Origin of the sequence: Roseobacter sp. HKCC-CH-9351 (assembly GCF_037830295.1) — a bacterium.
Classification (GTDB): domain Bacteria; phylum Pseudomonadota; class Alphaproteobacteria; order Rhodobacterales; family Rhodobacteraceae; genus M30B80.
Map to the genome: position 1 here is coordinate 571414 of NZ_JBBLYM010000001.1, position 25679 is coordinate 597092.

At 56.3% G+C, this 25679-nt stretch carries 26 protein-coding genes and 1 pseudogene; 16 read left to right on the forward strand and 11 right to left on the reverse strand.

The window, feature by feature from the left end; genetic code table 11:
* Positions 1–30 precede the first annotated feature (30 nt).
* A complete protein-coding gene (gene trxA, locus AAC632_RS02965; RefSeq protein ID WP_340253718.1) occupies positions 31–351 on the forward strand; it encodes a thioredoxin in 321 nt (106 codons plus the stop codon).
* A 103-nt stretch (positions 352–454) separates the two neighbouring features.
* On the opposite strand, the gene AAC632_RS02970 is transcribed toward trxA, so the two are convergent.
* Together AAC632_RS02970 and AAC632_RS02975 are read right to left on the reverse strand one after the other, a co-directional pair.
* Positions 455–1783 carry an ammonium transporter gene (locus AAC632_RS02970; RefSeq protein ID WP_340253715.1) on the reverse strand — a complete coding sequence of 443 codons (1329 nt, stop codon included), beginning with the start codon at positions 1781–1783 and terminating at the stop codon, positions 455–457.
* Between the two features lie 31 nt (positions 1784–1814).
* On the reverse strand, positions 1815–2153 hold the full coding sequence (locus tag AAC632_RS02975) for a P-II family nitrogen regulator (RefSeq protein ID WP_340298221.1): 339 nt from the start codon (positions 2151–2153) through the stop codon (positions 1815–1817).
* 246 nt (positions 2154–2399) lie between these two features.
* Between AAC632_RS02975 and AAC632_RS02980 the strand changes: the two genes are divergently transcribed.
* A complete protein-coding gene (locus AAC632_RS02980) occupies positions 2400–4574 on the forward strand; it encodes a transglycosylase domain-containing protein (RefSeq protein WP_340298220.1) in 2175 nt (724 codons plus the stop codon).
* Here AAC632_RS02980 and AAC632_RS02985 read toward each other — a convergent pair whose 3' ends face one another.
* Both AAC632_RS02985 and AAC632_RS02990 read right to left on the reverse strand, forming a co-directional pair.
* Entirely contained in the window at positions 4575–5177 is a 603-nt protein-coding gene (locus AAC632_RS02985; protein WP_340298218.1) for an MlaC/ttg2D family ABC transporter substrate-binding protein, read from the reverse strand.
* Positions 5178–5191: 14 nt separating this feature from the next.
* Entirely contained in the window at positions 5192–6028 is an 837-nt protein-coding gene (locus AAC632_RS02990; protein WP_340298217.1) for an MlaA family lipoprotein, read from the reverse strand.
* Between the two features lie 216 nt (positions 6029–6244).
* On the opposite strand from AAC632_RS02990, the gene AAC632_RS02995 reads away from it, so the two are divergent.
* The 3 genes from AAC632_RS02995 (at position 6245) to AAC632_RS03005 (ending at position 8284) form a co-directional block, all read left to right on the forward strand.
* Positions 6245–6712 (forward strand): RidA family protein, encoded by a 468-nt coding sequence (locus tag AAC632_RS02995; RefSeq protein WP_340298216.1) that lies wholly within the window; start codon positions 6245–6247, stop codon positions 6710–6712.
* A gap of 88 nt (positions 6713–6800) precedes the next feature.
* Positions 6801–7988, forward strand: a complete 1188-nt coding sequence (locus AAC632_RS03000; RefSeq protein ID WP_340298215.1) for a GNAT family N-acetyltransferase — start codon at positions 6801–6803, stop codon at positions 7986–7988.
* Positions 7985–8284 carry a 4a-hydroxytetrahydrobiopterin dehydratase gene (locus AAC632_RS03005; protein ID WP_340262782.1) on the forward strand — a complete coding sequence of 100 codons (300 nt, stop codon included), beginning with the start codon at positions 7985–7987 and terminating at the stop codon, positions 8282–8284. The genes AAC632_RS03000 and AAC632_RS03005 overlap by 4 nt, the downstream gene beginning before the upstream one ends.
* A 37-nt stretch (positions 8285–8321) precedes the next feature.
* Here the strand turns inward: AAC632_RS03005 and AAC632_RS03010 are convergent, their stop codons facing one another.
* Positions 8322–8810, reverse strand: coding sequence for a peroxiredoxin (locus AAC632_RS03010; protein WP_340262779.1), 489 nt, complete (start codon positions 8808–8810; stop codon positions 8322–8324).
* 92 nt (positions 8811–8902) lie between these two features.
* Here AAC632_RS03010 and AAC632_RS03015 point away from each other — a divergent pair, with 92 nt between their 5' ends.
* The 5 genes from AAC632_RS03015 to yaaA are packed head-to-tail and all read left to right on the forward strand — an operon-like array spanning position 8903 to position 14262.
* Positions 8903–10111, forward strand: coding sequence for an NAD(P)/FAD-dependent oxidoreductase (locus AAC632_RS03015; protein ID WP_340298214.1), 1209 nt, complete (start codon positions 8903–8905; stop codon positions 10109–10111).
* Positions 10111–10671: a 16S rRNA (guanine(966)-N(2))-methyltransferase RsmD gene (gene rsmD, locus AAC632_RS03020; RefSeq protein ID WP_340298213.1), complete on the forward strand. Its 561-nt coding sequence runs from the start codon at positions 10111–10113 to the stop codon at positions 10669–10671. Before AAC632_RS03015 ends, rsmD begins: the two co-directional genes overlap by 1 nt.
* 2 nt (positions 10672–10673) lie before the next feature.
* A complete protein-coding gene (locus AAC632_RS03025; protein WP_340298212.1) occupies positions 10674–11333 on the forward strand; it encodes an HAD family hydrolase in 660 nt (219 codons plus the stop codon).
* 60 nt (positions 11334–11393) lie between these two features.
* On the forward strand, positions 11394–13436 hold the full coding sequence (gene recQ, locus AAC632_RS03030) for a DNA helicase RecQ (protein ID WP_340298211.1): 2043 nt from the start codon (positions 11394–11396) through the stop codon (positions 13434–13436).
* Between the two features lie 52 nt (positions 13437–13488).
* Positions 13489–14262, forward strand: coding sequence for a peroxide stress protein YaaA (yaaA, locus tag AAC632_RS03035; RefSeq protein ID WP_340298210.1), 774 nt, complete (start codon positions 13489–13491; stop codon positions 14260–14262).
* Here the strand turns inward: yaaA and AAC632_RS03040 are convergent.
* Together AAC632_RS03040 and AAC632_RS03045 are read right to left on the reverse strand one after the other, a co-directional pair.
* Positions 14259–14555 carry a DUF1244 domain-containing protein gene (locus tag AAC632_RS03040; protein WP_340298208.1) on the reverse strand — a complete coding sequence of 99 codons (297 nt, stop codon included), beginning with the start codon at positions 14553–14555 and terminating at the stop codon, positions 14259–14261. The genes yaaA and AAC632_RS03040 overlap by 4 nt on opposite strands.
* 22 nt (positions 14556–14577) lie before the next feature.
* Positions 14578–15348: an N-formylglutamate amidohydrolase gene (locus AAC632_RS03045; protein WP_340298206.1), complete on the reverse strand. Its 771-nt coding sequence runs from the start codon at positions 15346–15348 to the stop codon at positions 14578–14580.
* 195 nt (positions 15349–15543) lie between these two features.
* Between AAC632_RS03045 and pyk the strand changes: the two genes are divergently transcribed.
* The 6 genes from pyk to pheT all read left to right on the forward strand — a co-directional run bounded on the left by pyk (position 15544) and on the right by pheT (position 21797).
* On the forward strand, positions 15544–16992 hold the full coding sequence (gene pyk, locus AAC632_RS03050; RefSeq protein ID WP_317657152.1) for a pyruvate kinase: 1449 nt from the start codon (positions 15544–15546) through the stop codon (positions 16990–16992).
* A gap of 6 nt (positions 16993–16998) precedes the next feature.
* The gene (locus AAC632_RS03055; RefSeq protein WP_340298204.1) at positions 16999–17226 is read left to right on the forward strand and encodes a hypothetical protein; all 228 of its coding nucleotides are present in this window, start codon (positions 16999–17001) and stop codon (positions 17224–17226) included.
* Between the two features lie 112 nt (positions 17227–17338).
* The gene (gene rpmI, locus AAC632_RS03060; RefSeq protein WP_340298202.1) at positions 17339–17539 is read left to right on the forward strand and encodes a 50S ribosomal protein L35; all 201 of its coding nucleotides are present in this window, start codon (positions 17339–17341) and stop codon (positions 17537–17539) included.
* Between the two features lie 12 nt (positions 17540–17551).
* Positions 17552–17911 (forward strand): 50S ribosomal protein L20, encoded by a 360-nt coding sequence (gene rplT / locus AAC632_RS03065; RefSeq protein ID WP_317657149.1) that lies wholly within the window; start codon positions 17552–17554, stop codon positions 17909–17911.
* Between the two features lie 155 nt (positions 17912–18066).
* Positions 18067–19137 (forward strand): phenylalanine--tRNA ligase subunit alpha, encoded by a 1071-nt coding sequence (pheS, locus tag AAC632_RS03070; protein ID WP_340298201.1) that lies wholly within the window; start codon positions 18067–18069, stop codon positions 19135–19137.
* 251 nt (positions 19138–19388) lie between these two features.
* Positions 19389–21797, forward strand: a complete 2409-nt coding sequence (gene pheT, locus AAC632_RS03075; protein ID WP_340298199.1) for a phenylalanine--tRNA ligase subunit beta — start codon at positions 19389–19391, stop codon at positions 21795–21797.
* A gap of 77 nt (positions 21798–21874) precedes the next feature.
* Here pheT and AAC632_RS03080 read toward each other — a convergent pair whose 3' ends face one another.
* The 4 genes and pseudogenes from AAC632_RS03080 to ilvD all read right to left on the reverse strand — a co-directional run bounded on the left by AAC632_RS03080 (position 21875) and on the right by ilvD (position 25599).
* The gene (locus AAC632_RS03080) at positions 21875–22144 is read right to left on the reverse strand and encodes a hypothetical protein (RefSeq protein ID WP_340298197.1); all 270 of its coding nucleotides are present in this window, start codon (positions 22142–22144) and stop codon (positions 21875–21877) included.
* A gap of 16 nt (positions 22145–22160) precedes the next feature.
* Positions 22161–22937, reverse strand: a pseudogene (locus AAC632_RS03085) (DUF6478 family protein).
* A gap of 87 nt (positions 22938–23024) precedes the next feature.
* Positions 23025–23885, reverse strand: coding sequence for a hypothetical protein (locus tag AAC632_RS03090; RefSeq protein ID WP_340298195.1), 861 nt, complete (start codon positions 23883–23885; stop codon positions 23025–23027).
* Positions 23866–25599 (reverse strand): dihydroxy-acid dehydratase, encoded by a 1734-nt coding sequence (ilvD, locus tag AAC632_RS03095; RefSeq protein ID WP_340298194.1) that lies wholly within the window; start codon positions 25597–25599, stop codon positions 23866–23868. The genes AAC632_RS03090 and ilvD overlap by 20 nt, the downstream gene beginning before the upstream one ends.
* Positions 25600–25679: the final 80 nt, after the last annotated feature.

Sequence of the window (25679 nt, forward strand, 5' to 3'; positions counted from 1 at the left end):
AACCACTGTCATCCCAAGGAGGGCTATATCATGGCCACGACCGCAGTTACCGATGCGACCTTCGATAGCGAAGTTCGCCAATCCTCTCTCCCCGTCATTGTTGATTTTTGGGCAGAATGGTGTGGCCCTTGCCGCCAAATTGGCCCCGCTTTGGAAGAACTTTCGTCTGAGTTTGAGGGCAAGGTGAAAATCGTCAAAGTGAATGTTGATGAGAACCCATCCTCGCCGATGGAGCTGGGCGTGCGCGGCATCCCTGCATTGTTCATGTTCAAAGATGGCGAAGTGATTTCAAACAAGGTCGGCGCAGCGCCTAAAGCCGCGCTTCAGAAATGGATCGAAGACACGATCTAATTCACTTCTCAGATATGATCAAAAGGGCGCCCTGATGGGGCGCCCTTTTTCGTATGCCTCTGCCTGAAGGGAGGGAAGATCAGGCAGAGGTAGCGTTCTTTACTCAGCCTTTGGTGAAGTCAGGATAGGCTTCCATGCCCAGCTCTGCCACATCAAGGCCACGGATCTCGTCCTCCTCGGATGGGCGCAGACCCATGATGCCTTTGAGGATGATCCAGACGATCAGCGAGGTTACAAAGACGAAGGCACCGATTGCCGCGATACCGATGATCTGCGCGCCCCAGTTGCCTGTGTAGAAGGCAACGGCAAGTGTGCCCCAGATACCTGCTACAAGGTGAACAGGGATTGCACCCACGACATCGTCGATCTTCATTTTGTCGAGCATTGGCACCGCAAAGACCACAATGACACCACCCACAGCACCAGTCAGCAGAGCGCCGAACAAGGACGGAGCGAGAGGCTCGGCAGTGATCGACACCAGACCTGCGAGAGCGCCGTTAAGCACCATGGTCAAGTCAACCTTACCAAATAGAACCTGTGTCAGGATCAGGGCGGCAACGGCACCTGCTGCTGCGGCCATATTGGTGTTGGCGAAGATACGGCTTACATCCGCAACGTCACCCACAGTGCCCATGGCCAACTGCGAACCACCGTTAAAGCCAAACCAACCCAACCACAGGATGAATGTGCCGAGCGTGGCCAAGGCAAGGTTAGAACCAGGCATTGGGTTCGTCTTGCCGTCTTTGAACTTGCCCAAACGGGGGCCAAGGACGATAGCACCTGCTAGTGCGGCAAAGCCACCTGCTGCGTGCACAAGGGTCGAGCCTGCGAAGTCGGAGAACCCAAGTTCAGACAACCAGCCACCGCCCCACTGCCAAGATGCTTCAATCGGGTAGATGAAGCCAGTCAGCACGACAACGAAGACCAAAAACGGCCATAGTTTAATGCGCTCGGCCAATGTGCCCGAAACAATCGAAGCCGTCGTGGCGCAGAACATCAACTGAAAGAAGAAGTCGGAACCGACAGATGCGTAATCCAATGCGGTATCTTCGGGGGACACGCCGACAGGCTCAAGTGAGGTTGGCGCAAAGGCCCCAAGCCAACCGCCGATGCTCCAGCCATCGCCTGGATACATCAGGTTAAAGCCAACCAACCAATACATGATCGCAGCCAAAGAAAAGAGCGCGATATTTTTGGTCAGCTGCATGGTGACGTTCTTGGAACGCACCAGACCCGCTTCCAACATGGCGAAACCTGCCGCCATCCAGAACACGAGGAAACCACCCATCAAGAAAAGAAGGGTCGTCAGAATATAAGAAGTGTGAAGCGCAGGTTCACCCGTAGCAACTGTGGCGTCCTGTGCAAGCCCCATTGAAGGCAGCGCGACCGAAGCGGCCACGGCGGCGAGGGGAAGGAGGGATTTGGTATTCATTGGAATGATGTCCTTCTTGTCGAAAGAGCGCTCAAAGCGCATCGTCGCCAGTTTCGCCCGTGCGCACGCGCAACGAAGACGCAACGTCCAGAACGAAAATCTTGCCATCGCCGATTTTGTCGGTTTTGGCGGATTTGTGGATGGTGTCGACCACCTGGTCGGCAAGACCATCAGCGACCACGATTTCCAGTTTGACTTTCGGCACGAAGTTCACGGCATATTCCGCGCCGCGATAGATTTCAGTATGACCAGATTGCGAGCCAAAGCCTTTGATCTCGGTCACCATCATGCCGCGCACGCCGATCGAAGTGAGCGCCTCGCGCACTTCTTCCAGCTTGAACGGTTTAATTGCTGCAATGATGAGTTTCACGTCATTTACCCCTTGCGGTTGATGCTGTCCCCTAAGGACGTCACGGCTCTCACAAGACTGTGAGACGGGGGTGGCGACAATAAAACGGGCGGTTTCCAAGGGGCTGGAACGGGAAAAATGCAAAAATTTTGCGCAAATTTTGGTATCTGCCCAATTATTAATCACATGATTTATGACTTCTTTGGCCCCTCCCCCCTCCACAAGTGAGTCGAAAAGGCCTATTTTGTAGAAAATTGGCAGGTCAAAATGAGCAAACTCCCTTCAGGCAGACGGCCCCTCGTGGCCCCACGCCGCAATTCCGCTTCTGCATCACGCAGTGGGAGCGGTGCAGCTCGGCCTGCGCGGCGCAGTTCCAAGAAGAAGAAAAAACCAAGCGGCAATCATTCGCTGCTTGGGCGGTTTTTCCGTTGGATTGGGCGTATGGTGTTTGCCGTGGCGTGGCGTGGCGCGCTTTTCCTTGCGCTGATCCTATTTGGCTTCACCTTCTACTATTACAGCAAGCTGCCCCCCGTGTCCGACCTGTTAGACGCGCGCGCGCGCGGCTCCGTGACGATGTTGGATCGCTACGGCGAAGTTTTCGCATGGCGCGGCGAGCAATTTGGCGGCGCAATCACACGTGACACTGTCAGCCCTCACCTCTTGCATGCGGTTGTCGCAACCGAAGATCGCCGTTTTTACAATCATTTTGGCGTGAGCCCGCGCGGCATTTTGGGCGCAATGATCATTAATATGCGCGAGGGGCGCGGGCCCTTGCAGGGGCATGGTGGCTCAACCATCACGCAGCAGGTGGCCAAGCTGATGTGTTTGGGCACACCCTATGATCCAGAACTCTGGGACAGCGAAGCCGCCTATGAGGCGGATTGCCGCGAAACAACCATCGCCCGTAAACTGCAAGAAGTGCCCTTCGCCCTCGCAATGGAGTGGCGCTACAGCAAAGATGAAATCCTGAACATCTATTTCAATCGCGCCTATCTGGGTGCGGGCACTCGGGGGTTTGAGGCGGCAGCGCAGCGGTATTTTGGAATATCCGCCGCCGAAGTTAACGCACCCCAAGCCGCAATGTTGGCAGGGCTTTTGGTGGCACCTTCCTATTTCGCTCCCACCCGCAACTTGGAGCGTGCGCAAGAGCGGGCCAATGTGATTTTGGGCCTCATGGCGCGCGAAGATTATTTGACGGCTTCTGAATTGTCCGCCGCGCGAGCCAACCCTGCCACGCTTTCGGATGCAGCCCGCGACAATATGGGGGGATATTTCGCCGATTGGATCATGTCCGAAGGGCCAAGCTTTCTGACACGCGACACCACAGAAGATGTGATCCTGCGCACCACCTTTGACCCCGCCATGCAGCGCGCCGCTGAAGACGCAATCAATGATGTCTTTACCAACCAAGTCCGCGAAGGATCAGAGGCGCAAGCCGCAATTGTTGTGATGAGCGCCGATGGGGCTGTGCGTGCCATGGTCGGGGGGCGCGATCTGCGGGGGGCAGGTTTGTTCAACCGCGCAACACAGGCACAGCGCCAGACAGGCTCGGCGTTCAAGCCCTTTGTCTACGCAACCGCGCTGGATTTGGGATGGCGTTTTGACGACCTTATTCTTGATGCGCCGCTGACATTGAACATTCCAGGCTCTGGCGCATGGTCACCTGAGAATTACTCGGGGGAATTTTATGGCGAGGTCACCCTGACCGAGGCGCTTCAAGCCTCGCTCAACACCGCTGCAGTGCGTTTGTCTGAACAGGTGGGCCGGGATTTGGTGCGGCAGGTGGCCAGTGAATTCGGCATAGACAGCGATATGGCGGCTGGCCCTGCCTTGGCGCTTGGGGCTTCTGAATCAAGCCTCTTGGAAATGTCGGGCGCCTATGCAGGTATTTTGAATGGTGGCTCTGCGGTTACGCCTTATGGCTTGTTGGAATTGCGCCTCATGGGGGAGGACACTCCCTTAATGGGCCAAACAGGCGGTATTCGTGAGCGCGTGATCACGGATAATGCAGCGCGCCAATTGATCTATATGATGAACCAAGTGGTCGAAAATGGCACAGGGCAACGGGCAAATCTTGCCGATGTTGAAGTGGCGGGAAAGACGGGCACCACCAACTCAGCGCGGGATGCTTGGTTTATTGGCTTTACCTCCGATTATGTCGCAGGCGTTTGGATGGGTTATGACGATAACCGCCCTCTAACAGGTGTCACAGGCGGCGGATTACCCGCTGAGTTGTGGCGCCAAACAATGGAGCGTATCCAAGCAAATCAACCCGCCTCGCCTTTGCCAATGATTGACCCAATCGCCGAAGGCAGCCGCGGGCCAAATCGTGTGTTAAGCACCAATGAGGGCACAGGCCAAGTCCTAGACGGCGCGGCTGATCTTGCAGAGCAAATTTTGATGCAGGTTTTGGGCGGACTTTTGGGGCGCGGCGACCAATAATCAGCTGGCGTTGAGCGCCGCAATGAGGGCGTCAATGCTGCCGCCATTGGCATCGAGAATCGAGCGCATTTCTTGGCCTTCGGTGCTGCGAAGGTCGATGCCTTCAAACAAGATATTAAAGATGCGCGGCTGCCCAGATCCATCAGACACAAGCCAAATCACCTCAACAGGTGATTGCCCCGCAAGGCGCGCGCGGGAGCGCACTTCGAAAAAGCTGCGGATCGGACGCGCACCCGTCACTTCGATTGAGCCGCCCTCAAATTCATGGAAACGCGCGCCGTATTTACGGGCAAGATACCCGCGCAAGGCCTGTGTGAACCCGCGCCGCTGCGCATCTGACGCACTGCGCCAATCCACCCCCAAGACAGTTTGGGCAATAATCGGCATATCCGCATAGCGATCCAAAATGCGCTCGAACTGTGCGGGCGAAGCCGCGGCACTGCCCGATGCAATGGCGTTTAAATCGGCGCTGACTGTCTGGATCAATGCAGCCGCATCGCCCTCGGTCATCGCGGCTTGCGCCATATGCGCTGTGAAAAGCGCAAGGGACGAGGCCGCAATCAAGGCTGTCAACACAGCACGGCGGTTTGGACGGTCAAACATAGCGCGGCCACCTTTCACTGTGCATAAGGATCCGCGTAGGGATCCAGATATGAATCAGCATGGGGGTCAGATGCGGATGCAGCCTCCCCCTCGCCACTCACGGTTTCCAAATCACCACTTGCGAAATCGTTCAACTCAAACCGTCTGTTCTGCAGATAAATTAGTCGTGACTGCGCATAGCTATCCGCGCTGTCATAAAGCACTGTATCAATTGTGCCGCGCAACGCGTAGCGCAAGCCAACAGTGTCAGCCACGCGCACCCGCCGCGCAGCAGACAGGGCATCATCACTGGGGCTGAGATGCCCCAAGGGATTCATGGCAAAGTCAACAATAAGCCCCGTTGCATCCCGTGTGGTTGACGGGCCGAACAAAGGCAATTCCAAATACGCCCCCTCGCCCGTGCCCCAAACATGGAGGGTCTCACCGAAATCGGCGGGTTGCCCCTCGATCCCCATCAGGGTTGCGACATCAAACAGACCGACCACGCCGATGGTCGAGTTGATCAAAAACCGCGCCCCATTGGTTGCCGCCTGATCCAAACGGGCCTGAAGAAGATTATTCACGAAATTCGAAGGCTCGCCCAAATTCGAGGCCATATTACCGATACCCGTGCGCACAGGCGCAGGGATAACCGTGCCATAGACCATCGAAACAGGGCGCAAAACAACCGTATCGACACCTTTGTTAACCGCGTGCATTCCGCGGTTAACGGGTTCCAAAGGATCATTTGCGCTGCGGCTTGCTGCACCATCGCCCACGGTCGAGCAGCCTGCCAGAATGGCAAAAAGACCTGCGCCAAGCACAGCTCTTGCTCCCCGCTTTTGCAATGTAAAGGTCTTCACAGCCGCCACTTACCAAAATCCTATGAGTCGCAAGATGAGAATAATAGATTAGCGCTGCCTGTTGGCCAGCCCAAGATCAGAAACAATATTTTTTAGATTTAATCACCAATGTGTGCCCATTTGGCCAAGTTATTTGCAGCTGCACTAAAATGCATCGCAATTGCCAATTGGCGGCGGCTGTGGCAGCGGTAGGGTCAAAGCAATGTTATCATAAGGGATACTGCAATGAGCCAAACCTACGAAGCCCGTCTTGCCGAACTGGGCGTGACCCTTCCAGACGCGCCCGCCCCTGCCGCCAATTATGTGCCATTCGTGCAATCGCGCAACATGGTCTATGTATCGGGCCAAATCTCGATGAAAGATGGCGCGCTGATTACCGGCAAATTGGGTGCCGATCTTGACGTGACCGAAGGCGCGGCTGCCGCCAAATGCTGCGCCATTGCCCTATTGGCCCAACTTAAGGCGGCCTGTGGCGGTGATCTTCAGCGTCTACGCCGCGTGGTGAAACTGACGGGGTTTGTAAACTCTACCCCAGATTTCACCGATCAGCCCAAAGTCGTAAACGGCGCCTCGGATTTTCTGGTTGAGGCCTTGGGGGATGCAGGGCGTCATGCCCGCTCAGCGGTTTCCGCTGCGGCTTTGCCGTTGAATGTGGCGGTTGAAATCGAAGCGATTTTCGAAATCTCCGCCTAAAGCTGACTCGCACTGCGCGGGTCTGCCTTGACCCGCGCGGGCCATGCGCCACATCTCATACTCTGACAACAGGGTGACAGCGCGCGCAATGAGCAACGACAATCTCACCATCGAAACGCATGATCGGATCAGCGCAATTGATGCCGAAGATTGGGATCGTTGCGCCTGCCCAGAAGCGCGCGATGGGGGCAGGCCCCTCGACCCTTTTACAACCCACAGATTTCTTGCGGCGCTTGAAGATAGCGGCTCCGTTGGGACGGGTACAGGATGGCAGCCGCTCTATCTCAGCGTCAAATCTGAGGGAAAAATCATCGCCTGCGCGCCGATGTATGCCAAGTCGCACAGCCAAGGCGAATATATCTTCGACCATGCCTTTGCCGATGCCTATATGCGGGCGGGTGGACGCTATTACCCCAAGCTGCAAATCGCCGTGCCTTTTACCCCCGCCACAGGGCGGAGATTGCTTGTCGCCCCAGAAGCAGAAGGTGTTGGGGATCGCGCGCTGATCACGGGTGCGCTTTCGGTGATGGAAGATCACCACCTATCTTCGCTTCATATCACCTTTTGCGCGAAGGACGAGGTGGCCGCCCATGCCGATGCCACCCTCCTGCCACGCAAGACCCAGCAATTTCATTGGCACAATCAGGGCTATCAAACCTTCGATGATTTTCTTTCCGAGCTCTCCTCGCGCAAGCGTAAGAACATCCGCAAAGAACGGGCAGAAGCACAGAATTTTGGGGGCGAGATTGTGCTTTTGACGGGTGATCAGATCGAACCGCATCACTGGGATGCATTCTGGGAATTTTACCAAGACACGGGCGCGCGCAAATGGGGGCAGCCCTATCTAACACGGCGCTTTTTCGATATCGCCCATGAAACCCTGCGTGACGATATGCTGTTGGCCCTTGCCATGCGCGCGGGGCAGCCCGTGGCGGCGGCGCTGAATTTCATCGGACGCGAGACGCTTTATGGCCGCTATTGGGGCTGTGTCGAAGACCATCCCTGCCTGCATTTTGAGCTGTGCTATTATCAGGCGATTGACTGGGCAATTGCGCAAGGTCTGTCACGGGTCGAGGCGGGTGCACAGGGCGGGCATAAACTGGCACGCGGATATCTGCCCGTTGAAACCTATTCGCTGCATGCGATGCGCGAGCCCAGTTTTTCGCGCGCTGTGGCGGAATATCTCAAGGCTGAGGCCCGCGCGATGGAGGAGGAGATCGAGATCCTCACCAGCTATGGCCCATTTCGGAAAAGAGCCGTGGAGGAACAGGAATGAGCATTGCAAAACTGACCCAAGCCGAGCGCGATAGTGATCTGGCTAGCCTTATAGAAAACGGATGGTCACTTGTGGATAACCGCGATGCAATCGCGAAAACCTATCAATTTTCCAATTTTATTGCCGCTTTCGGTTGGATGACCCGCGCTGCGCTACAGGCGGAGAAACTGGATCATCACCCCGAATGGTTCAACGTTTACAACCGTGTCGAAGTGGTTCTGTCCACCCATGATGCAGGCGGCCTGACAGGTTTGGATATCAAATTGGCCCGCGCCATGGATCGCCTTGCAAGCTGAACGCCCTGCCCAACGCGAGGCAGGGCGCGCTTGTCTTTTAGATCGCCGCCAAAAGGGCTTCGCCACCTGAGATTTCGCAGGTGCCAGGGCTTTCTTCAGGATGAAATACTTTCACGATGCCGTCTTCCGCATAAAGCGCATAACGTTTTGAGCGGTCGTAAAAGCCCACAGGTTCGGCAGTAAAATTCATACCGACTGATTTGGTAAATGTTGCTGCTGGATCAGCAAGCATTGTCAAACCTGCGGCCTTTGCCCCGGTTGTCTCTGCCCATGCTTTGACCACGAAAGGATCATTCACAGAGATGCAGATGATCTCGTCCACACCTTTTTTATCAAATTCTGCCTTAGTGCGAATAAAGCTCGGCACATGGGCAGAGGTACAGGTGCCAGTATATGCGCCAGGCAGACCGAAGATCACAACTTTTCGATCCACCAGTTTATCGGTCAAAGCGATAGTTTCAGGACCATTTCCACCAATTTGCAGAAGGGTTGCTGGTGGTAGTTTAGAGCCAACGGTGATCGACATTTTTTAGGCGTCCTTCGCTTGTAAAATTTCTACGTAACTTTATAGGGTGAAGTCAAAACAACGCCAGACCAAATCTGATGAAGGGCGCGTAAATGGCAGGGATTGCAATTATCGGGGCCGGGCAGGCAGGGGCGGCGCTTGCCGCGAAACTGCGCAGCGAAGGGTATGAGGGAGAAATTGCGCTCTTTGGCCGTGAGCGCGTGCCTCCGTATCAGCGTCCGCCCTTGTCAAAGGCCTATCTTTTGGGAGAAAGCCCAAAAGAGCGCCTCTTTCTTCGCCCTGAAACCTTCTACGCCGATCAGAACATCAGCCTGCATCTTGGCCAGACCATCACCAAAATTGATGCCGCAGCACAAAGCATGACCACTGCTGAGGGGGCGGTTTTCATCTATGACCAACTTGCATTTACCACGGGCGCAGAACCCCGCCGCCTGAGTGCCGAACAAGGGGGCGATTTGGGTAATGTTTTGACCATGCGCAGCATGGATGATGCTGACAGGCTCGCGCCCCTATTGGAGGACAGCAAACGCGCGGTGATTATCGGAGGCGGTTATATCGGTTTAGAGGCCGCCGCCGTCTGCGCCAAGCGCGGGATGCAGGTTACTGTAATCGAGGCCACCCCACGCATCTTGGGCCGTGTCGCTTGTGAAGAAACCGCCACCTATTTCCGCGACTTGCATGAGGGCAATGGTGTCACCATCCGCGAAGGCGTAGGGCTTGATCGGCTCAGTGGCACCGATGTGGTGCAAGCAGTACATCTCACCTCGGGCGAGACTTTGGCGGCGGATTTGGTTTTGGTTGGCATCGGGATCATACCTGAAACCCAACTGGCCGAAGCCGCAGGGGTTGCGCTCGATCGGGGGATCGCAACAGACGAGATGGGGGTAACCTCGCGTCCGCATATTTGGGCCGCTGGGGATTGCACAAGCCTACCCTATCGGGGGGAACGTATCCGCCTTGAATCGGTGCAAAACGCGATTGATCAAGCCGAGGCTGTGGCCTGTAACATGCTTGGGGCTGCAACACCTTATGTCCCCAAGCCTTGGTTCTGGTCGGATCAATATGACACTAAACTGCAAATCGCAGGATTGAACACGGGCTATGATCGCATTGTCATTCGCGACAATGGCGAGGGTGCGCGCTCGCATTGGTATTATCAGGGCGACACGCTCTTGGCGGTGGACGCGATGAATGACCCCCGCGCTTATATGGTGGGCAAGCGATTGATTGAAGCGGGTAAAAGCCCCGATGCAGCAGCCATTCAAGATACAAGCGGCGATATAAAATCGCTCCTGCGCTGATGCGGATTATCGGCGGGACATTGCGCGGCAAGAAATTGGCCGAGCTTGGCGCGGGTGATCTGGCCGCACATTTGCGACCGACCTCTGACCGCGTCCGCGAAGGCCTGTTCAATATTTTGATCAACGGGGCGCGCGGAAATCTTGTGTCGGAGGCCCGCGTCCTTGATCTTTTTGCGGGGACGGGCGCCTTGGGGTTGGAGGCGCATAGTCGCGGTGCAAGCTATGTGCAATTTGTGGAAAATGGCGCAAAATCAAACGCCATTCTGCGCGAGAATGTCACTGCCTGCCGCGCCGAAGCGACCACCCACATTCACCGAATGGACGCGCTGAAACTGGGGGGCGCGACATTGCCCCCCTCGACCCTTATCTTCCTTGATCCGCCCTATGGAAAATCCATGGGCGAAGCAGCCCTTGCCGCAGCCCTGTCGGGCGGTTGGATCGCGCCCGAGGCCATTGTGGTTTGGGAGGAAAGCACCCCCCCCGTTTTGCCACCAGAATTCACCCTTCTTGATCAGCGCAGCTATGGTGGCACGCTGATCACCCTAGCCCAAAGATTTTAATCATGCCCCTTTCCCCTGCCCCTCAACTTGTGATTTTCGACTGCGATGGCGTCTTGGTGGATAGCGAGCCAATCACGAACCAAATCTTAGTCGACAATCTGGCGCATTATGGTTTGCAGGTGTCACTTGCCGATTGCATGACGCTTTTTGTGGGCGGCACCATGCGGGGGGTAGAGGCCCGCGCGCGCGAATTGGGGGCCGACTTACCCAAAGATTGGATTGATGAGATTTACGGCGATATTTACGCGCGCCTGCGCCAAGGCCTGCCATCCGTTCGCGGAATCGAAGCCGTGCTTGATCGGCTAGAGGCGGCAGATATTCCCTATTGCGTGGCCTCAAATGGCAGCGAGGAAAAGATGGAGATCACCCTTGGCGCAACGGGGCTTGCGCGCCGCTTTGAGGGCAATCGCTTTTCGGCCCATACGCTTGGCGTGGCCAAACCTGATCCGCGCTTGTTTTTGATTGCGGCTGAGAAAATGGGGGGCGATACCGCCCATGCCGCAGTGATCGAAGACAGCCCCACAGGCGCAAAAGCGGCCGCGCGGGCGCATATTCCCTGCTTTGGCTATGCGGAACATGATGACGGCGCGCGCCTTGCTGCGGAAGGGGCCTATGTGTTCCACGATATGGCGGATTTGCCTGCGCTTTTGCGCTTGCCTTAACCTTGTGCCTTTGGCCCCGATATGGGACAGAAGGACCAAAGAAGCAAAAAATAATCAGGCATGAGCAGCGCAGAGGCCCTTTTATCCCGTGTATTCGGCTTCCAAAGTTTCCGCCTTGGACAGGCGGAGATTGTCGAGGCCGTGGCCAAAGGTGAAAACGTCCTCGCCATTATGCCGACAGGTGGGGGGAAATCCCTTTGCTTTCAGTTGCCCGCCTTGATGCGTGATGGCGTCACTTTGGTCATTTCGCCCCTTATTGCATTGATGCGAGACCAAGTGCGGGGCTTGCGCGAGGCAGGGATCAATGCAGGCGCGCTCACCTCAGGCAATACGGCCGAAGAAACCGATGCGGTCTGGGACAGTCTGTCCAAAGGCGAATTGAAACTTCTCTATATCGCGCCAGAACGCTTGGCCTCGGGCGGGATGGAGCGGGTTTTGGCAAAATCGAATGTCAGCTTGATTGCCGTGGATGAGGCCCATTGTGTCAGCCAGTGGGGCCATGACTTTCGGCCTGATTATCTGAAAATTGGCGCTCTCAGGCGCAGCCTTGATGTGCCGCTTGCGGCCTTCACCGCGACAGCGGATGCCGAAACCCGTGCCGAGATTGTGACGCGGCTCTTTGATGAACAAGCCCCCCAAACTTTTTTGCGCGGCTTTGACAGGCCAAATTTGAGCCTTGCCTTCGAGGTGAAAAATCAACCACGCCAACAAATCTTATCTTTTGCAGCAGCGCGCAAAGGACAGTCAGGCATTGTCTATAGCGGCACACGCGCAAAGACAGAAACCTTGGCACAAGCCATGCGCGAGGCGGGACACAATGCCTGCTTTTATCATGGCGGGATGGAGGCCGAAGATCGGCGCATCGTTGAAAGCCGCTTCGCCAATGAGGATGGTTTGGTTGTGGTTGCCACCATCGCCTTTGGAATGGGGGTCGATAAACCCGATATCCGTTGGGTGGCCCATGCCGATCTGCCCAAATCCATTGAAGGCTATTACCAAGAAATTGGGCGCGCAGGTCGCGATGGCGCACCTGCGGACACGCTCACACTTTACGGCCCCGATGATATCCGATTTCGCCGCACCCAAATTGACGAGGGGCTTGCCCCGCCAGACCGCAAAGCGGCAGATCACGCACGGCTGAACGCGCTTTTGGGTTTGGCCGAGGCTATTTCTTGTCGCAGGCAGGTCTTGCTGCGTTATTTCGGGGAAGACAGCGCGCCTTGCCGGAATTGCGATCTGTGCCAAACCCCGCCCGCGTTATTCGAAGCGGGCGAAGCCGTTCAAAAGGCGCTATCGGCAATTTTGCGCACAGGCGAAAGTTTCGGCGTTGGCCATCTAACCGATATTCTGGTCGGCAATCCCACCGAAAAAGTGCGCGAGCGGGGCCATGACAGTTTGCCCACATTTGGGGTCGGGCGCGAATTTGATACGCGGGGATGGTCAGCCGTTTTTCGGCAAATGATGGGCCATGATTTGGTGCGCCCTGACCCGACACGGATGGGCGCTTTGCGGATGACTGAGGCCGCGCGACCGATATTACGCGGGGAACAGGGCATCACACTGCGCCGCGATACCGTGCAAAAAACAACGCGCCAACCACAGGTCAAAACACTCGTTTCCGAGGATGATGCGCCCCTATTATCTGCCCTCAAGGCCAAGCGCCGTGCATTGGCCGAGGCGGGCGGCGTGCCACCCTATGTCATTTTCACCGACAAAACCCTGATCGAAATGGCGCAAACGCGGCCCCAAGACCTTGACGCTATGGCACGCATCTCAGGCGTAGGCGCGGTTAAACTGGAACGCTATGGCACAGATTTTCTGGCCATCATTACAGGGGAAAGCAGCGCCAAGCTGCATCCTGCACGCCGCAAATTGGCGGGGCAGGCAGGGGCTGATCTCTATGATCAATTGCTCGAGTGTCAGGCGGGGCTCTATTACGGGGCAGATAACACCGAAAAACCCTTAAGCTGCACCGCTGCGCAAATCGCGAAAATTGCGCAAATGCGTCCGCGAGATTCGCAGAGCCTGTCGCGGATTCTGGATGAAAAGCGTATCGCACGATTTGGTGACGCTTTTCTCGAAATTTTGCGCACGGGTGGATAATCACCGCGCCTAAGCCTAAGTTAGGGTCAAGTTCTGGTTCAGGAGGTTTGATATGCTGGTCGTCATTTCCCCCGCAAAGCGTCTTGATTGGGCTGCGCAAGAGGCAGCCACAACCGCACCTGCCTTTGCCGCGAACGCGCGCGAATTGGCGGCTGTGGCCAAGAAACTGAGACCCGCTGATCTAAAAAAGCTCATGTCCATCTCTGATGATTTGGCAAAGCTGAACCATGAGCGGTTCCAGAATTTTGAGGCCGAAACCGATCTGCGCCCCGCAATCTATGCTTTTGCAGGCGACACTTATACAGGACTAGAGGCGCAAAGCCTCTCTGACGATGGTTTGCGCTATGCCCAAGACCATTTGAGAATTTTATCAGGGCTTTATGGCGTTCTGCGCCCGTTGGATGCCATTGCGCCCTATCGCCTTGAGATGGGCAGCCGCATGAAAAACGCCAAAGGGGCCAACCTTTATGCCTATTGGGGGGATCGTTTGGCGCAAGCCCTAAACGAGCAGGCACAAGCCACTTGCAGCGCATATTTGGTTAACTGCGCCTCGGTCGAATATTTCGGCGCGGTGGATGAAAACAGCCTCGCCCTGAAGGTGATCACCCCCGTTTTCATGGAGGACAAACCCGCAGGGCCAAAAATCGTGAGTTTTTTCGCGAAAAAGGCACGCGGTTCAATGGCGCGGTTTATCGTTGAAAACCGCATCACCGACCCTGAAGGCCTCAAGGATTTTGATCTTGGCGGCTATAAATTCGCACCAGAGCTCAGCACAGCAGAAAAGCCGACTTTCCTGCGGGATGAGGCCGCTGCAAAGGCGGCTTAATCGGCGGGTTTGTTCTTCTCGAAATCAGCCAATTGCGCGGCGCTGGCATCGGATTGATACTGCGCTTTCCAATCGTCATATGGCATTCCGTAAATTGCTTCGCGGGCCGTTTCTTTGTCGATGGAAAGACCCTGTGCCTCAGCCGCTTCTTGATACCACCGCGAGAGGCAATTGCGGCAGAACCCTGTCAGGTTCATCATATCAATATTCTGAACATCTTTGCGGCTATCAAGATGCGCAAGTAAGCGGCGAAATGCGGCGGCTTCAAGTTCGGTGCGGGTATGCTGATCCATTCTGCCTCTCCTTTATTTTACGCTAAACTTGGGCATCGCGAAGGGCTTGGTCAAGCAAAGGAGCCAATCGCACGGCCCATGCTTTTTGATCCTCAGGGCGTTCAATCAAATCATTGCGCAATTCAATCAACACATGGGGTCGCCCTGTCTGTAGGCCATGGCGATCCATTGCATCCCCACCCAAGGCCCCTGAATAGGGTTGGTTATCACCCACACAAAGATCTGCTTCGCCACGCAATAGATCAAGCAGTGGCGCAGCCAAGCGCGTGTCTTGGGCATAGAGCACCCCAACCTGCCACGGGCGCAGAGCGCGACCGCGGAATTGCGGGGTAAAGGAATGCACGGCCAAAAGCACCGGGTTGGACCGCGCGGCAATCACTTGGGCCAAAGCATTGTGATAGGGGCGGTGGAACTTCGCCAAGCGGCGCTCAACCTCAACCTCGTCCACATGGCGATTGGTCGGAATGATGGTGCCATCATACAGCTTCATCACCAAGGTCGGATCATCCTCGCCCCGATTGGGATCAATCACCAAACGTGAAAAGGTCGATGCGACAACGGGCGCATCCATCAGCACACCCAAATGGCGCGCGACACCCAAAGCACCTACATCATAGGCGATATGGCGCGCCATATCTTCGGGCGCGATTTGAAGATCACCGCCGTTGACACAAGGCGGCACCGCATTGGACGCATGATCCACCGAAATTACCCAACGAGAGGGGCGCATTTCCCCCTCGACTGTGACGGGCACAAAATCAGGATCCGATATTTGCAGGTTTGACTTAGCCATCGTCACGGAATGCTCACACTTGTTTGTCAGATTGGGGTTAAATATCAATCGAACTCACAAAGGGCTAGGTCATCAATTCGAATTGAAGATAGATTGCTCTTATGCGCGCTTCGTCTATAAGAGGCGCAAGATGTGAGCGCTAACATTTGCGCAAAGCAGAACCAGACCAAGAGAGCGGCCAGAGGGGAAGATCGGATGAAACGGATGCGGAATGTGAAAATTGTTGCGACATTGGGGCCTGCCTCCAGTGACGAAGCGACAATTGAGGCGCTGTTTGAAGCAGGCGCGGATGTGTTCCGCCTTAATATGAGTCATGGCACGCAGGACGACATCGCCGCCCGCCATGCGATCATTCGCCGTATCGAAGAAAAAACAGGCCGCCCCATAGCAATCTTGGCCGATTTGCAAGGGCCAAAACTACGCTGCGGCGTGTTTGAGGGCGATGCCGCGCAAGATCTCGAGGAGGGGGCTGCCTTCCGTTTTGACCTCGACAAAACACCGGGCGATGCGACCCGCGTTTGTCTACCCCATCCAGAAATTTTCGAAGCCTTGGAAGTTGGCGCGCATCTTTTGGTCAATGATGGTAAGCTTAAACTGCGCGTCACCAAATGCGGCAAGGATTTTGCCGATTGTGTCGCGCTCAATGCAGGCACAATTTCGAACCGCAAGGGCGTGAACGTGCCTGATGTGGTGCTGCCTTTGGCGGCGCTTTCGGCAAAAGACCGCAGTGATCTGGAATTTGCTTGCGAATTGGGGGTGGATTGGTTGGCGCTGTCCTTTGTGCAGCGTGCCGCTGACGTTGAAGAGGCCCGTGGATTGGCGAAGGGCCGTGCGGCGATCTTGTCGAAAATTGAAAAGCCCGCGGCCGTGAAGGCGTTTGATGAAATCCTTGCCGCTTCAGATGGGATCATGGTGGCACGCGGTGATTTGGGCGTGGAATTGCCAGTCCAAAACGTGCCGCCCATCCAAAAACGTCTGGTGCGCAAATGCCGCTCTGCGGCCAAGCCCGTGATTGTGGCAACCCAGATGCTTGAATCCATGATCGAAAGCCCCGTGCCAACCCGCGCCGAAGTCTCGGATGTGGCAACCGCGATTTATGAGGGTGCGGATGCTGTCATGCTCAGCGCTGAATCAGCGGCGGGCCAATATCCGATTGAGGCCGTGCGCACGATGGACGCGGTCGCGCGCGAAGTTGAAAGTGATCAGACCTATCGCGAAGTTATTGACGCGTCCCGCCGTGTGAACCGCGCCAGTGTTGCGGATGCAATCGTGGTGGCCGCGCGGGAAATCGCCGAAACCACCAACATCAAAGCGATTTGCTGCTTCACCCAATCAGGCACCACCGCCGCCCTTGTGGCTCGCGAGCGGCCTTGCGTGCCCGTGATTGGCCTGACGCCCGTCTTACGCGTGGCGCGGCGGATGTGTTTGACATGGGGAACAACCTGCGTGCTGACCGAAAAGGTCGAGCGGTTCAAAGGCGCCGTCATCAGCGCCGCGCGCGCCGCGCGTGAAGGTGGGTTTGCCGAGGCTACGGATCAGATTGTGGTGACCGCAGGCGTGCCGTTTAACGTGCAAGGCACAACAAATATTCTGCGGGTCGCCCCTTGTGATGAACGGCTGATTTATTCTGCCGATCCTGAGTAAATTTGAATGGCCCTTGCAAACCTACTTTTGGTGACAGGGACACTCTGTGCAGGGTTCGGCGCGGTTGCGGTGATCTCAGCTTGGGCAAATCGCAAACGAAACGTCACCGCGGCGGGCGTTTTGGGGGCAGGGCTGGCGATGCTGATTGCGGTTTATACCCTCGGTGGCCTTCCCATCGGATGGGCGCCATTTGCAGCAAGTTTTGTTGAGGTGGCGGCGCTTACACTCCGCTGAAGAGGGGTTGCGCTTTCACCGTTTTGGGGGTAAGCGGCGCTTTCCAACGGTGCGATCGGCCAAAAGTGGCATGCCGAATCGCGCTTGAACGTTGCCTAAGAAGGAGACGAAAATGCCCAAGATGAAGACGAAGTCGAGCGCCAAAAAGCGCTTCAAAATGACGGCGAGTGGCAAGGTCAAAGCTGGCCAAGCTGGCAAGCGCCACGGCATGATCAAGCGGACAACCAAGTTCATCCGCGACGCGCGCGGCACGACAATATTGTCAGCCCCTGACGCGAAGATCGTCAAAACCTACATGCCATACGCTCGTTAAGGAGGCGCTGAGATGTCCCGCACAAAAGGTGGTACCGTCACCCATCGCCGTCACAAGAAGGTTCTTGACGCGGCAAAAGGTTATTATGGCGCGCGTTCGCGCAACTTCCGCACTGCAACGCAGGCGGTCGATAAAGCCAACCAATACGCAACCCGCGACCGCAAGGCGCGTAAGCGTCAATTCCGCGCTTTGTGGATTCAGCGCATTAACGCTGCCGTGCGCAGCTTTGACGCCGATCTGAGCTATTCGCGCTTCATCAATGGCCTTGCAAAAGCAGGGATTGAAGTCGACCGCAAGGTTCTGGCTGATCTCGCTGTGCATGAGCCAGAAGCGTTTGGGGCGATTGTTGCACAGGCGAAAGCCGCGCTCTAATCTGCGCCAAAATTTGGTCAGTGAAGCCCCTGCCAACGATTTGGCGGGGGTTTTTCTTTGCTCAACACGCAGCCAAAAGCCGTTGCCCCTGTTGCAGGCCTTGCATTTGAGGGTTCTTGTGATAGCTCAAGCGGCAATTCTACGGAGACAAACCCATGACCGCATTTGATGACCTGCGCCACCTTTGGCTTGATCGCATTGCTCAGGCCTCGGACGAAGCCTCGCTTGAAGAGTTGCGTGTGGCTGCCCTTGGCAAAAAAGGTGAGATCAGCCTGAAGATGCGCGAGCTTGGGCAGATGAGCGCCGAAGAGCGTCAGGTTGCAGGCCCCGCGCTGAACGCGCTGAAGGATGAGGTCAACAGCGCGCTTATGGCGAAGAAATCCGCGCTTGGCGATGCCGCACTAGATGAACGGCTCAAGGCAGAATGGCTAGATGTGACCCTGCCCGCCCGCCATCGCCGTCAGGGCAGCATCCACCCCGTGAGCCAAGTCACCGAAGAAGTCACCGCGATTTTCGCAGATATGGGCTTTGCCGTGGCAGAAGGCCCACAGATTGAAACGGATTTCTACAATTTCGATTCGCTGAATATTCCAGGCCATCACCCTGCCCGCGCTGAGATGGACACATTCTACACCCACCGCGCCGAAGGGGATGACCGCCCGCCCCATGTGCTGCGCACGCATACAAGCCCCGTGCAAATTCGTTATATGGAGGCCAATGGCGCGCCTTGCCGCATCATTGCACCTGGTCGCGTCTATCGCGCCGATTACGACCAGACCCATACACCGATGTTCCATCAGGTCGAGGGCTTAGCAATTGATAAAGATATCTCCATGGCCAATCTGAAATGGGTTTTGGAGGAGTTCTTCTCGGCCTTCTTCGGCACGGCAGTCAAAACGCGCTTCCGCGCCTCGCATTTCCCCTTCACCGAACCCTCTGCCGAGGTGGACATCCAATGCTCATGGGAAGGCGGCACGGTCAAAGTGGGCGAAGGCAATGACTGGCTCGAGGTGTTGGGGTCAGGCATGGTGCATCCTAAGGTTCTGCAAGCAGGCGGGATTGACCCCAATGAATGGCAGGGCTTTGCCTTTGGCATCGGGATCGACCGCTTGGCAATGCTGAAATACGGCATCCCCGATCTGCGCGCATTTTTCGACTCAGACCTGCGCTGGCTGCGCCATTACGGCTTTGCCGCCTTGGATATGCCGAATTTGCATCGGGGGTGAGGGGGATCAATCCCCACGCCCCGCCCGAATAGCGCCGAAGGCGCCGGGCGAGCGCCTGCCCGCCCCACCGGGCTGGCGCTATGGCACCGCCTTCGCGCGCTCAGGGGTCGCCCGATCTTGAAACGATAAAGTGCTGACCCCAAAACGGATCAGCGCCACCCCACGGGCAGGCGCGCGCCCTCATTCCACCCTTCCAATCACGCGCGCCGTGGTTTAATCGACATCCGACCGCTTAAACGGAGGCCCACGCCATGAAATTCACGCTGTCTTGGCTGAAAACCCATCTCGACACCACCGCTTCGGTTGAGGACATCGCCGATGCGCTGACCGATCTTGGGCTTGAGGTGGAAGGGGTCGAAAACCCCGCCGCGAAATTAGCAGGGTTTCGTCTGGGCCGCGTCACCCATGCCGAACAGCACCCAGATGCGGATCGTCTGCGCGTCTGCACTGTGGCCACCGATGAGGGGGACAAGCAAATTGTCTGCGGCGCGCCGAATGCGCGTGCGGGCATCACTGTGGTTGTCGCACGCCCTGGTGACTATGTGCCGGGCATTGATGTGACGCTTTCGGTTGGTAAAATCCGCGGGGTCGAAAGCCACGGGATGATGTGTTCCGAGCGGGAATTAGAGCTTTCGGACGAACATAACGGCATCATCGAATTGCCCTCAGGCGAGGTGGGTCAAAGCTTTGCGGATTGGTTGGCAGAGCATGATCCAGAAAAGATTGACCCTGTGATTGAAATTGCCATCACCCCGAACCGCCAAGATGCGCTTGGCGTGCGTGGCGTGGCGCGGGATTTGGCCGCGCGCGGTCTTGGCACGTTGAAACCCTATGAGGTCGCCCCCGTCAAAGGCAGTTACCCCTGCCCAATCTCCGTGACGATTGACACCGATACGCTTGATGGCGCGCCGCATTTCACAGGCCGCGTGATCCGTGGCGTAAAGAACGGGCCATCGCCCGCATGGTTGCAAGCGCAGCTCAAAGCCATCGGCCTGCGCCCCATCTCCGCCTTGGTCGATATCACCAATTTCTTCACCTATGACCAAAACCGACCCTTGCACGTTTTTGATGCCGATAAGGTCAAAGGCGGCTTGCGTGTTCATCGCGCCAAAGGTGGCGAAGAATTATTGGCCTTGGACGAGAAAACCTACCGCTTCGGCGCGGGCCATATGGTGATTTCCGATGACAATGGCCCCGAAAGCATCGCGGGCATCATGGGCGGTGAAGAAACGGGATGCACGGATGAAACCGTGAACGTGTTTCTTGAATCGGCTTGGTGGGATCCTGTGCAAATCGCCTATACAGGGCGTGATCTGAAAATCCATTCGGATGCGCGGTATCGCTTTGAGCGGGGGGTTGACCCTGAATTCACCCGTGACGGGCTTGAGGCGGCAACGCAGATGATTCTTGATCTCTGCGGCGGTGAAGCCTCAGATATGGTTGAGGCGGGCGCGGCGTTGAAAACGGCGCGCAGCTACAGCTTGAACCCTGCGCGCGTGATCAGCCTTGTCGGTATGGACATCCCGCGCGAGGAACAGGTGCACATCCTGACCGCGCTTGGTTTTTCGGCCAGCGGCAGTGGCGAGACACTTGAGGTTTGGGTGCCCTCGTGGCGGCGCGATGTTCAAGGTGAGGCGGATTTGGTGGAAGAAGTGGCGCGTGTCGCTTCGCTCACCAAACTGGCGCCAAAGCCCTTGCCCCGCCTCAGCACAGGCGTGACCCGCGCCGTCCTGACTCCAATGCAAAAACGTGAAGCCACAGGGCGGCGCACCCTTGCCGCTTTGGGGTATAATGAATGTGTCACCTATAGCTTTATTGATCAAAAATCTGCGGCGCTCTTTGGCGGCGGCACGGATGCGGTGCGTTTGGAAAATCCGATTTCTTCGGAAATGAGCCATATGCGTCCCGCGCTTTTGCCTGGCCTTTTGCAGGCAGCGGCCCGCAATCAGGCGCGCGGCATGACAGATTTGGCCTTGTTTGAAATGGGGGCCGCGTTCCATGGCGGGGAACCTGAAGAACAGCATACGCAGGCCGCTGGTCTTTTAATCGGTCAAACGGGCCCGCGTGATCCGCATGGGGCACGCCGCGCTGTGGATGTGTTTGATGCCAAAGCCGATGCTGAAGCCGCCCTTTCGGCCATGGGTGCGCCTGCGCGGATGCAAATCATGCGCAGCGATGATCCTTGGTGGCATCCCGGACGGCATGGAGTTCTGTGCCTTGGCCCTAAGAAAATCTTGGGCGTATTTGGTGAAATTCACCCCAAAATCTTGCGCGAGATGGATGTGAAAGGCCCTGCGATGGGGTTTGTTCTTTATCCAGCTGAAATTCCATTGCCCAAGAACGTTTCGGCCAGCCGTGGCGCCTTGGAAATCAGCGATCTGCAACCCGTGGAGCGCGATTTCGCCTTTGTCACCGATGTCACGACCGCTGCTCTTGATCTGGTCAATGCGGCCCTTGGTGCAGATAAGGCTTTGATCACCGATGTTAGCGTCTTTGACGAATTCATCGGCGGCGCACTTGGGGAAGGGCGCAAGTCAATCGCGCTGACTGTGCGGATGCAGCCGCGCGACAAAACATTGACCGAGGACGAAATCGAAGCCACTGCCGCCAAAATCATTGAAAAAGTGGGTAAGGCGACAGGGGCAACCTTGCGCGGTTAATCTGCGCCCGTTTCGCTGCAATAGCGGCGAAAGGTGGATTTCAGCAAATCAAATTCTGCGCGCAGATCCCCCGCAATCTACGGATCACAGACCACAGAAAACCGATCTAACACCGCCCCTGTCTCGTGGCGGATGTCGACAATTTGCACCTGCGCCCCAATCAGATGTGCTGGCAGCTCAAGGCGCAATAGACAGGCTTGACCCGTGCCACGCGTGGCTGTTCCGATGGCAATGACCTGCCCGTTCACAACAGCCTCAAAGCGCAATGCGTCCTCAGTCATATGGGCCACTGTGGCCTCATAAACCCCATCTTTAAGGCCCAACCGCGCAAGCGTCAGTTCCGTCATGCTTTGATCCCCTTACTCAAAGTTCGGCGCGCGGCATGCATACCACGAGAAAATCGCCCATCTGCAATAAGTTCATGCTGGGGCGCTCAAAAATCAGATCAATCCAGATTTTTTCGATCCGTTTGTCGTTTACTTTGGAATAGGCCATGTCGAATTCGGCACTGAGCCTGCCGTTGTGCCATTCTATTTTGCGCACCATTTGCTCGGAATTCGGGCCATGGATCACTTTGACCTGCGCATAAAGATCAATCGGAAAATCCATGCTGATATCGAGCGAAACTTTAAGAATATCCGACAGCTTAACGCTCGCCGCCCGCGCGCGGGGCACATCAAGGGCCATGGATAAAAACGATCCATCAAACCGAAAAACTTATAAGGAAATGGCAAAAGGGGCGCTTGCGTGAGGATCATTGCGCGGGGTTTGGCGCAAAATAATCTCTGATTGCGTGCAATCATGAAAAATCTTGAGCCCCCCTGTCAGATCAAAGGGGCTTTGCACCGCAACTGTGGTCGCGGGTTCAATCGGTTGAAAAAAGGCATCAGGGCGATACCCCCAATGCGCAATTTCAGGCAAACCCTCTTGGCGGTCTTGTCCAATGGCGCGGCGGCGCAAATCCTGATCCGCCAATCGCGCCAAAGTCATCAAATCACCTGCATAGGCGATGGCCTCAGCGCGGCGCTTTTGCAAATCCGATAGGGACAGTTTGCCAAGCCGCGCTTTCAAAGCCGTAATATCGGCGTTGAATTTTATCCATCTGGCCTGCGAAAATGACGGCCTGCGCCAAAACCCCATCCGATTGCCCTCAAGCTTGGCCCGCCCCTCCCAGTCAGAGGGGGGCCTTTTTCCAGTTTAGCAGAGATAGAGGTAAGGGGATTTTCTCTAATTGAAAAGCCTACGCAGCAATCCAACCGTATCAAGTGTGCGCACAACGGTGCGCGCGGCCCGTGCGGGTGACACGGTACGGGTGGTTGGGCGGGTTGGGGCACTGCTTCCTGAACCATCGCCGCTTTGCGCGGTGGCTTGATCGCTATCATACGGGCCATCAGGCAAAGGGGTTGGTTCCGCCTCGGCCAGAATCGCGGGCTGTAAACTTGTTTGATTATTGGCCGTAGCGATTTGACCCGCAAACGCGCGCAACGTCTCAAGGCTTTGCGCCTCGGTGAGGTTACTGTCTTCGAGCGCAAGAACACTGAGCGTGGCGATGCGGTTGCCCACATCCATATAGACGCGCCAGTAATCCTCTTTCACACCCCGAATGCTGCTGGCCGAACTGTCGCGCGCATTCAAGAAAAACACATCGCCTTGATGAAACATATCCAGAATTTCAACCGAATTTGGATCTTGGTCACGGCTTAACAAGCCACGCCCTTGCTCGGAGGTGAAAAATGCAGCCATTGCGGGGATATTGCTGCGCAAACTGCCCTCTGGCCCTGCCTCGGAAATGGCGGCCGTCAGGATTGAGGGATGTTCTGGCTGTGGCAGGCGCGATGAATTTCCAATAGCCGCGCAATTTCCCAAAAGCACAAAGGCGCTTATGCCGCGATCTTGGGTCGCCGCCGGATCTATGCAAAACCCATCAGGCCCAGTGACCACCAAGCGGTCACTGGTTACGGCAATTTCTGTATCCACATCTGGAGGGGGCCCCGCATAAGGCGCCCCACCGCCCGAGCAGCCGAAAAGAAAAAGGCCCGCACCCAAGAGGGTGCAGGCCTGAACGGATTTAGATGTCCATATAGACATGCTTCTCCTCTTTGCCGCCTGGATGCGTGACCGCCCCATAGCGCGCTGAACCCACCTGCTGCGCATATTTCCAAAGCGCACCTGTAGCGTAGATTGTCGGCTTTGCGCCTTGCCAATCGTCGCGGCGGGCTTCCAATTCGGCATCAGACAGATCAACGCTGATCTCCCCATTGATCGCGTCAATCGTGATCATATCCCCGTTTTTCAAGAGACCGATTGGCCCACCATGGGCGGCCTCTGGCCCAACGTGACCGACACAGAAACCACGGGTCGCACCCGAGAAGCGGCCATCAGTGATCAGCGCCACTTTCTTGCCCATGCCCTGACCAGACAGGGCCGCCGTGGTTGCCAACATCTCACGCATACCTGGCCCGCCAGATGGGCCTTCATTGCGGATAACAATGACTTCGCCTTCTTTGTAATCGCGGGTTTGAACAGCCGCGAAAGCGTCTTCTTCTGATTCAAACACGCGGGCAGGGCCTGTGAATACAAGCTGCTCTTTTGCCATACCCGCAACCTTGACGATAGCGCCATCTGGGGCAAGGTTCCCTTTCAGACCGACCACGCCGCCTGTTGGCGACAGGGGTTTCTCGATGGGATAGATCACGCGACCATCTGCTTCGCGGGTGATGATGTCGATCTCTTCACCAATGCTGCGGCCTGTTACGGTCAAGCAATCCTCATGGATCAGACCTGCTTTCCGCAATTCTTTGAGAACGACAGGAACGCCGCCCGCCTCATACATATCTTTGGCCACATATTGGCCACCGGGTTTGAGGTCGACAAAGTAGGGGGTGTCTTTGAAAATCTCACAGACATCAAACAGGTCGAAATCAATACCCGCCTCATGGGCGATGGCAGGCAAATGAAGGCCTGCATTGGTCGAGCCACCTGTGCAAGCCACAACGCGCGCCGCGTTCTCAAGACTTTTGCGGGTCACGATATCGCGGGCGCGGATGTTCTTTTCGATAAGCTTCATCACAGCTTCGCCCGAAGCCACGCCATATTGGTCGCGGGACTCGTAAGGCGCAGGCGCACCCGCTGAATTGGGCAGGGCCAAACCGATGGCCTCAGATACACAGGCCATGGTGTTTGCCGTAAACTGACCGCCACAGGCACCTGCCGAAGGACAGGCCACACGTTCCAAAATAGCGAGCTGTTCGTCAGAGTAATTGCCCGCCTGATGTTGACCCACCGCCTCAAAAACGTCTTGCACGGTCACATCTTTGCCGTCCAACCGACCCGGCAGGATGGAGCCGCCATAGATAAACACCGATGGCACATTGAGGCGCACCATGGCCATCATCATACCAGGCAGGGATTTATCACAGCCCGCCAAACCCACCAGCGCGTCATAGCAATGCCCGCGCATGGTCAATTCGACAGTATCCGCAATCGCTTCACGCGATGCCAAAGAGGAACGCATCCCCTCATGCCCCATCGCGATCCCATCGGTCACAGTGATGGTGGTAAATTCGCGCGGCGTGCCATTGGCGTGCTTTACACCCAATTTCACCGCCTGCGCCTGACGGCTGAGCGCAATGTTACAAGGCGCTGCTTCGTTCCAGCAGGTGGCGACACCCACAAAAGGCTGCGCGATTTCGTCCTCGGTCAAGCCCATCGCATAGTAATACGAGCGATGCGGTGCGCGCGCAGGCCCTTGCGTCACGTGACGGCTTGGCAGTTTGGACTTATCGAATTTGCTCTGCGACATGGCAGCCTCCCTTGGGGTCGATAGAAATGTTACACTCGGCATAAACTTTGGGCCCCTGCGGCACAAGCGCGATTGGAAAA

Excerpts from the sequence above, each read along its gene's own strand:
- trxA (WP_340253718.1), top strand. The coding sequence starts at position 31 with ATGGCCACGACCGCAGTTACCGATGCGACCTTCGATAGCGAAGTTCGC.
- AAC632_RS02970 (WP_340253715.1), bottom strand. The coding sequence starts at position 1,783 with ATGAATACCAAATCCCTCCTTCCCCTCGCCGCCGTGGCCGCTTCGGTC.
- AAC632_RS02980 (WP_340298220.1), top strand. The coding sequence starts at position 2,400 with ATGAGCAAACTCCCTTCAGGCAGACGGCCCCTCGTGGCCCCACGCCGC.
- AAC632_RS02985 (WP_340298218.1), bottom strand. The coding sequence starts at position 5,177 with ATGTTTGACCGTCCAAACCGCCGTGCTGTGTTGACAGCCTTGATTGCG.
- AAC632_RS02995 (WP_340298216.1), top strand. The coding sequence starts at position 6,245 with ATGAGCCAAACCTACGAAGCCCGTCTTGCCGAACTGGGCGTGACCCTT.
- AAC632_RS03000 (WP_340298215.1), top strand. The coding sequence starts at position 6,801 with ATGAGCAACGACAATCTCACCATCGAAACGCATGATCGGATCAGCGCA.
- AAC632_RS03005 (WP_340262782.1), top strand. The coding sequence starts at position 7,985 with ATGAGCATTGCAAAACTGACCCAAGCCGAGCGCGATAGTGATCTGGCT.
- AAC632_RS03010 (WP_340262779.1), bottom strand. The coding sequence starts at position 8,810 with ATGTCGATCACCGTTGGCTCTAAACTACCACCAGCAACCCTTCTGCAA.
- AAC632_RS03015 (WP_340298214.1), top strand. The coding sequence starts at position 8,903 with ATGGCAGGGATTGCAATTATCGGGGCCGGGCAGGCAGGGGCGGCGCTT.
- rsmD (WP_340298213.1), top strand. The coding sequence starts at position 10,111 with ATGCGGATTATCGGCGGGACATTGCGCGGCAAGAAATTGGCCGAGCTT.
- AAC632_RS03025 (WP_340298212.1), top strand. The coding sequence starts at position 10,674 with ATGCCCCTTTCCCCTGCCCCTCAACTTGTGATTTTCGACTGCGATGGC.
- recQ (WP_340298211.1), top strand. The coding sequence starts at position 11,394 with ATGAGCAGCGCAGAGGCCCTTTTATCCCGTGTATTCGGCTTCCAAAGT.
- yaaA (WP_340298210.1), top strand. The coding sequence starts at position 13,489 with ATGCTGGTCGTCATTTCCCCCGCAAAGCGTCTTGATTGGGCTGCGCAA.
- AAC632_RS03040 (WP_340298208.1), bottom strand. The coding sequence starts at position 14,555 with ATGGATCAGCATACCCGCACCGAACTTGAAGCCGCCGCATTTCGCCGC.
- AAC632_RS03045 (WP_340298206.1), bottom strand. The coding sequence starts at position 15,348 with ATGGCTAAGTCAAACCTGCAAATATCGGATCCTGATTTTGTGCCCGTC.
- pyk (WP_317657152.1), top strand. The coding sequence starts at position 15,544 with ATGAAACGGATGCGGAATGTGAAAATTGTTGCGACATTGGGGCCTGCC.
- AAC632_RS03055 (WP_340298204.1), top strand. The coding sequence starts at position 16,999 with ATGGCCCTTGCAAACCTACTTTTGGTGACAGGGACACTCTGTGCAGGG.
- rpmI (WP_340298202.1), top strand. The coding sequence starts at position 17,339 with ATGCCCAAGATGAAGACGAAGTCGAGCGCCAAAAAGCGCTTCAAAATG.
- rplT (WP_317657149.1), top strand. The coding sequence starts at position 17,552 with ATGTCCCGCACAAAAGGTGGTACCGTCACCCATCGCCGTCACAAGAAG.
- pheS (WP_340298201.1), top strand. The coding sequence starts at position 18,067 with ATGACCGCATTTGATGACCTGCGCCACCTTTGGCTTGATCGCATTGCT.
- pheT (WP_340298199.1), top strand. The coding sequence starts at position 19,389 with ATGAAATTCACGCTGTCTTGGCTGAAAACCCATCTCGACACCACCGCT.
- AAC632_RS03080 (WP_340298197.1), bottom strand. The coding sequence starts at position 22,144 with ATGACGGAACTGACGCTTGCGCGGTTGGGCCTTAAAGATGGGGTTTAT.
- AAC632_RS03090 (WP_340298195.1), bottom strand. The coding sequence starts at position 23,885 with ATGTCTATATGGACATCTAAATCCGTTCAGGCCTGCACCCTCTTGGGT.
- ilvD (WP_340298194.1), bottom strand. The coding sequence starts at position 25,599 with ATGTCGCAGAGCAAATTCGATAAGTCCAAACTGCCAAGCCGTCACGTG.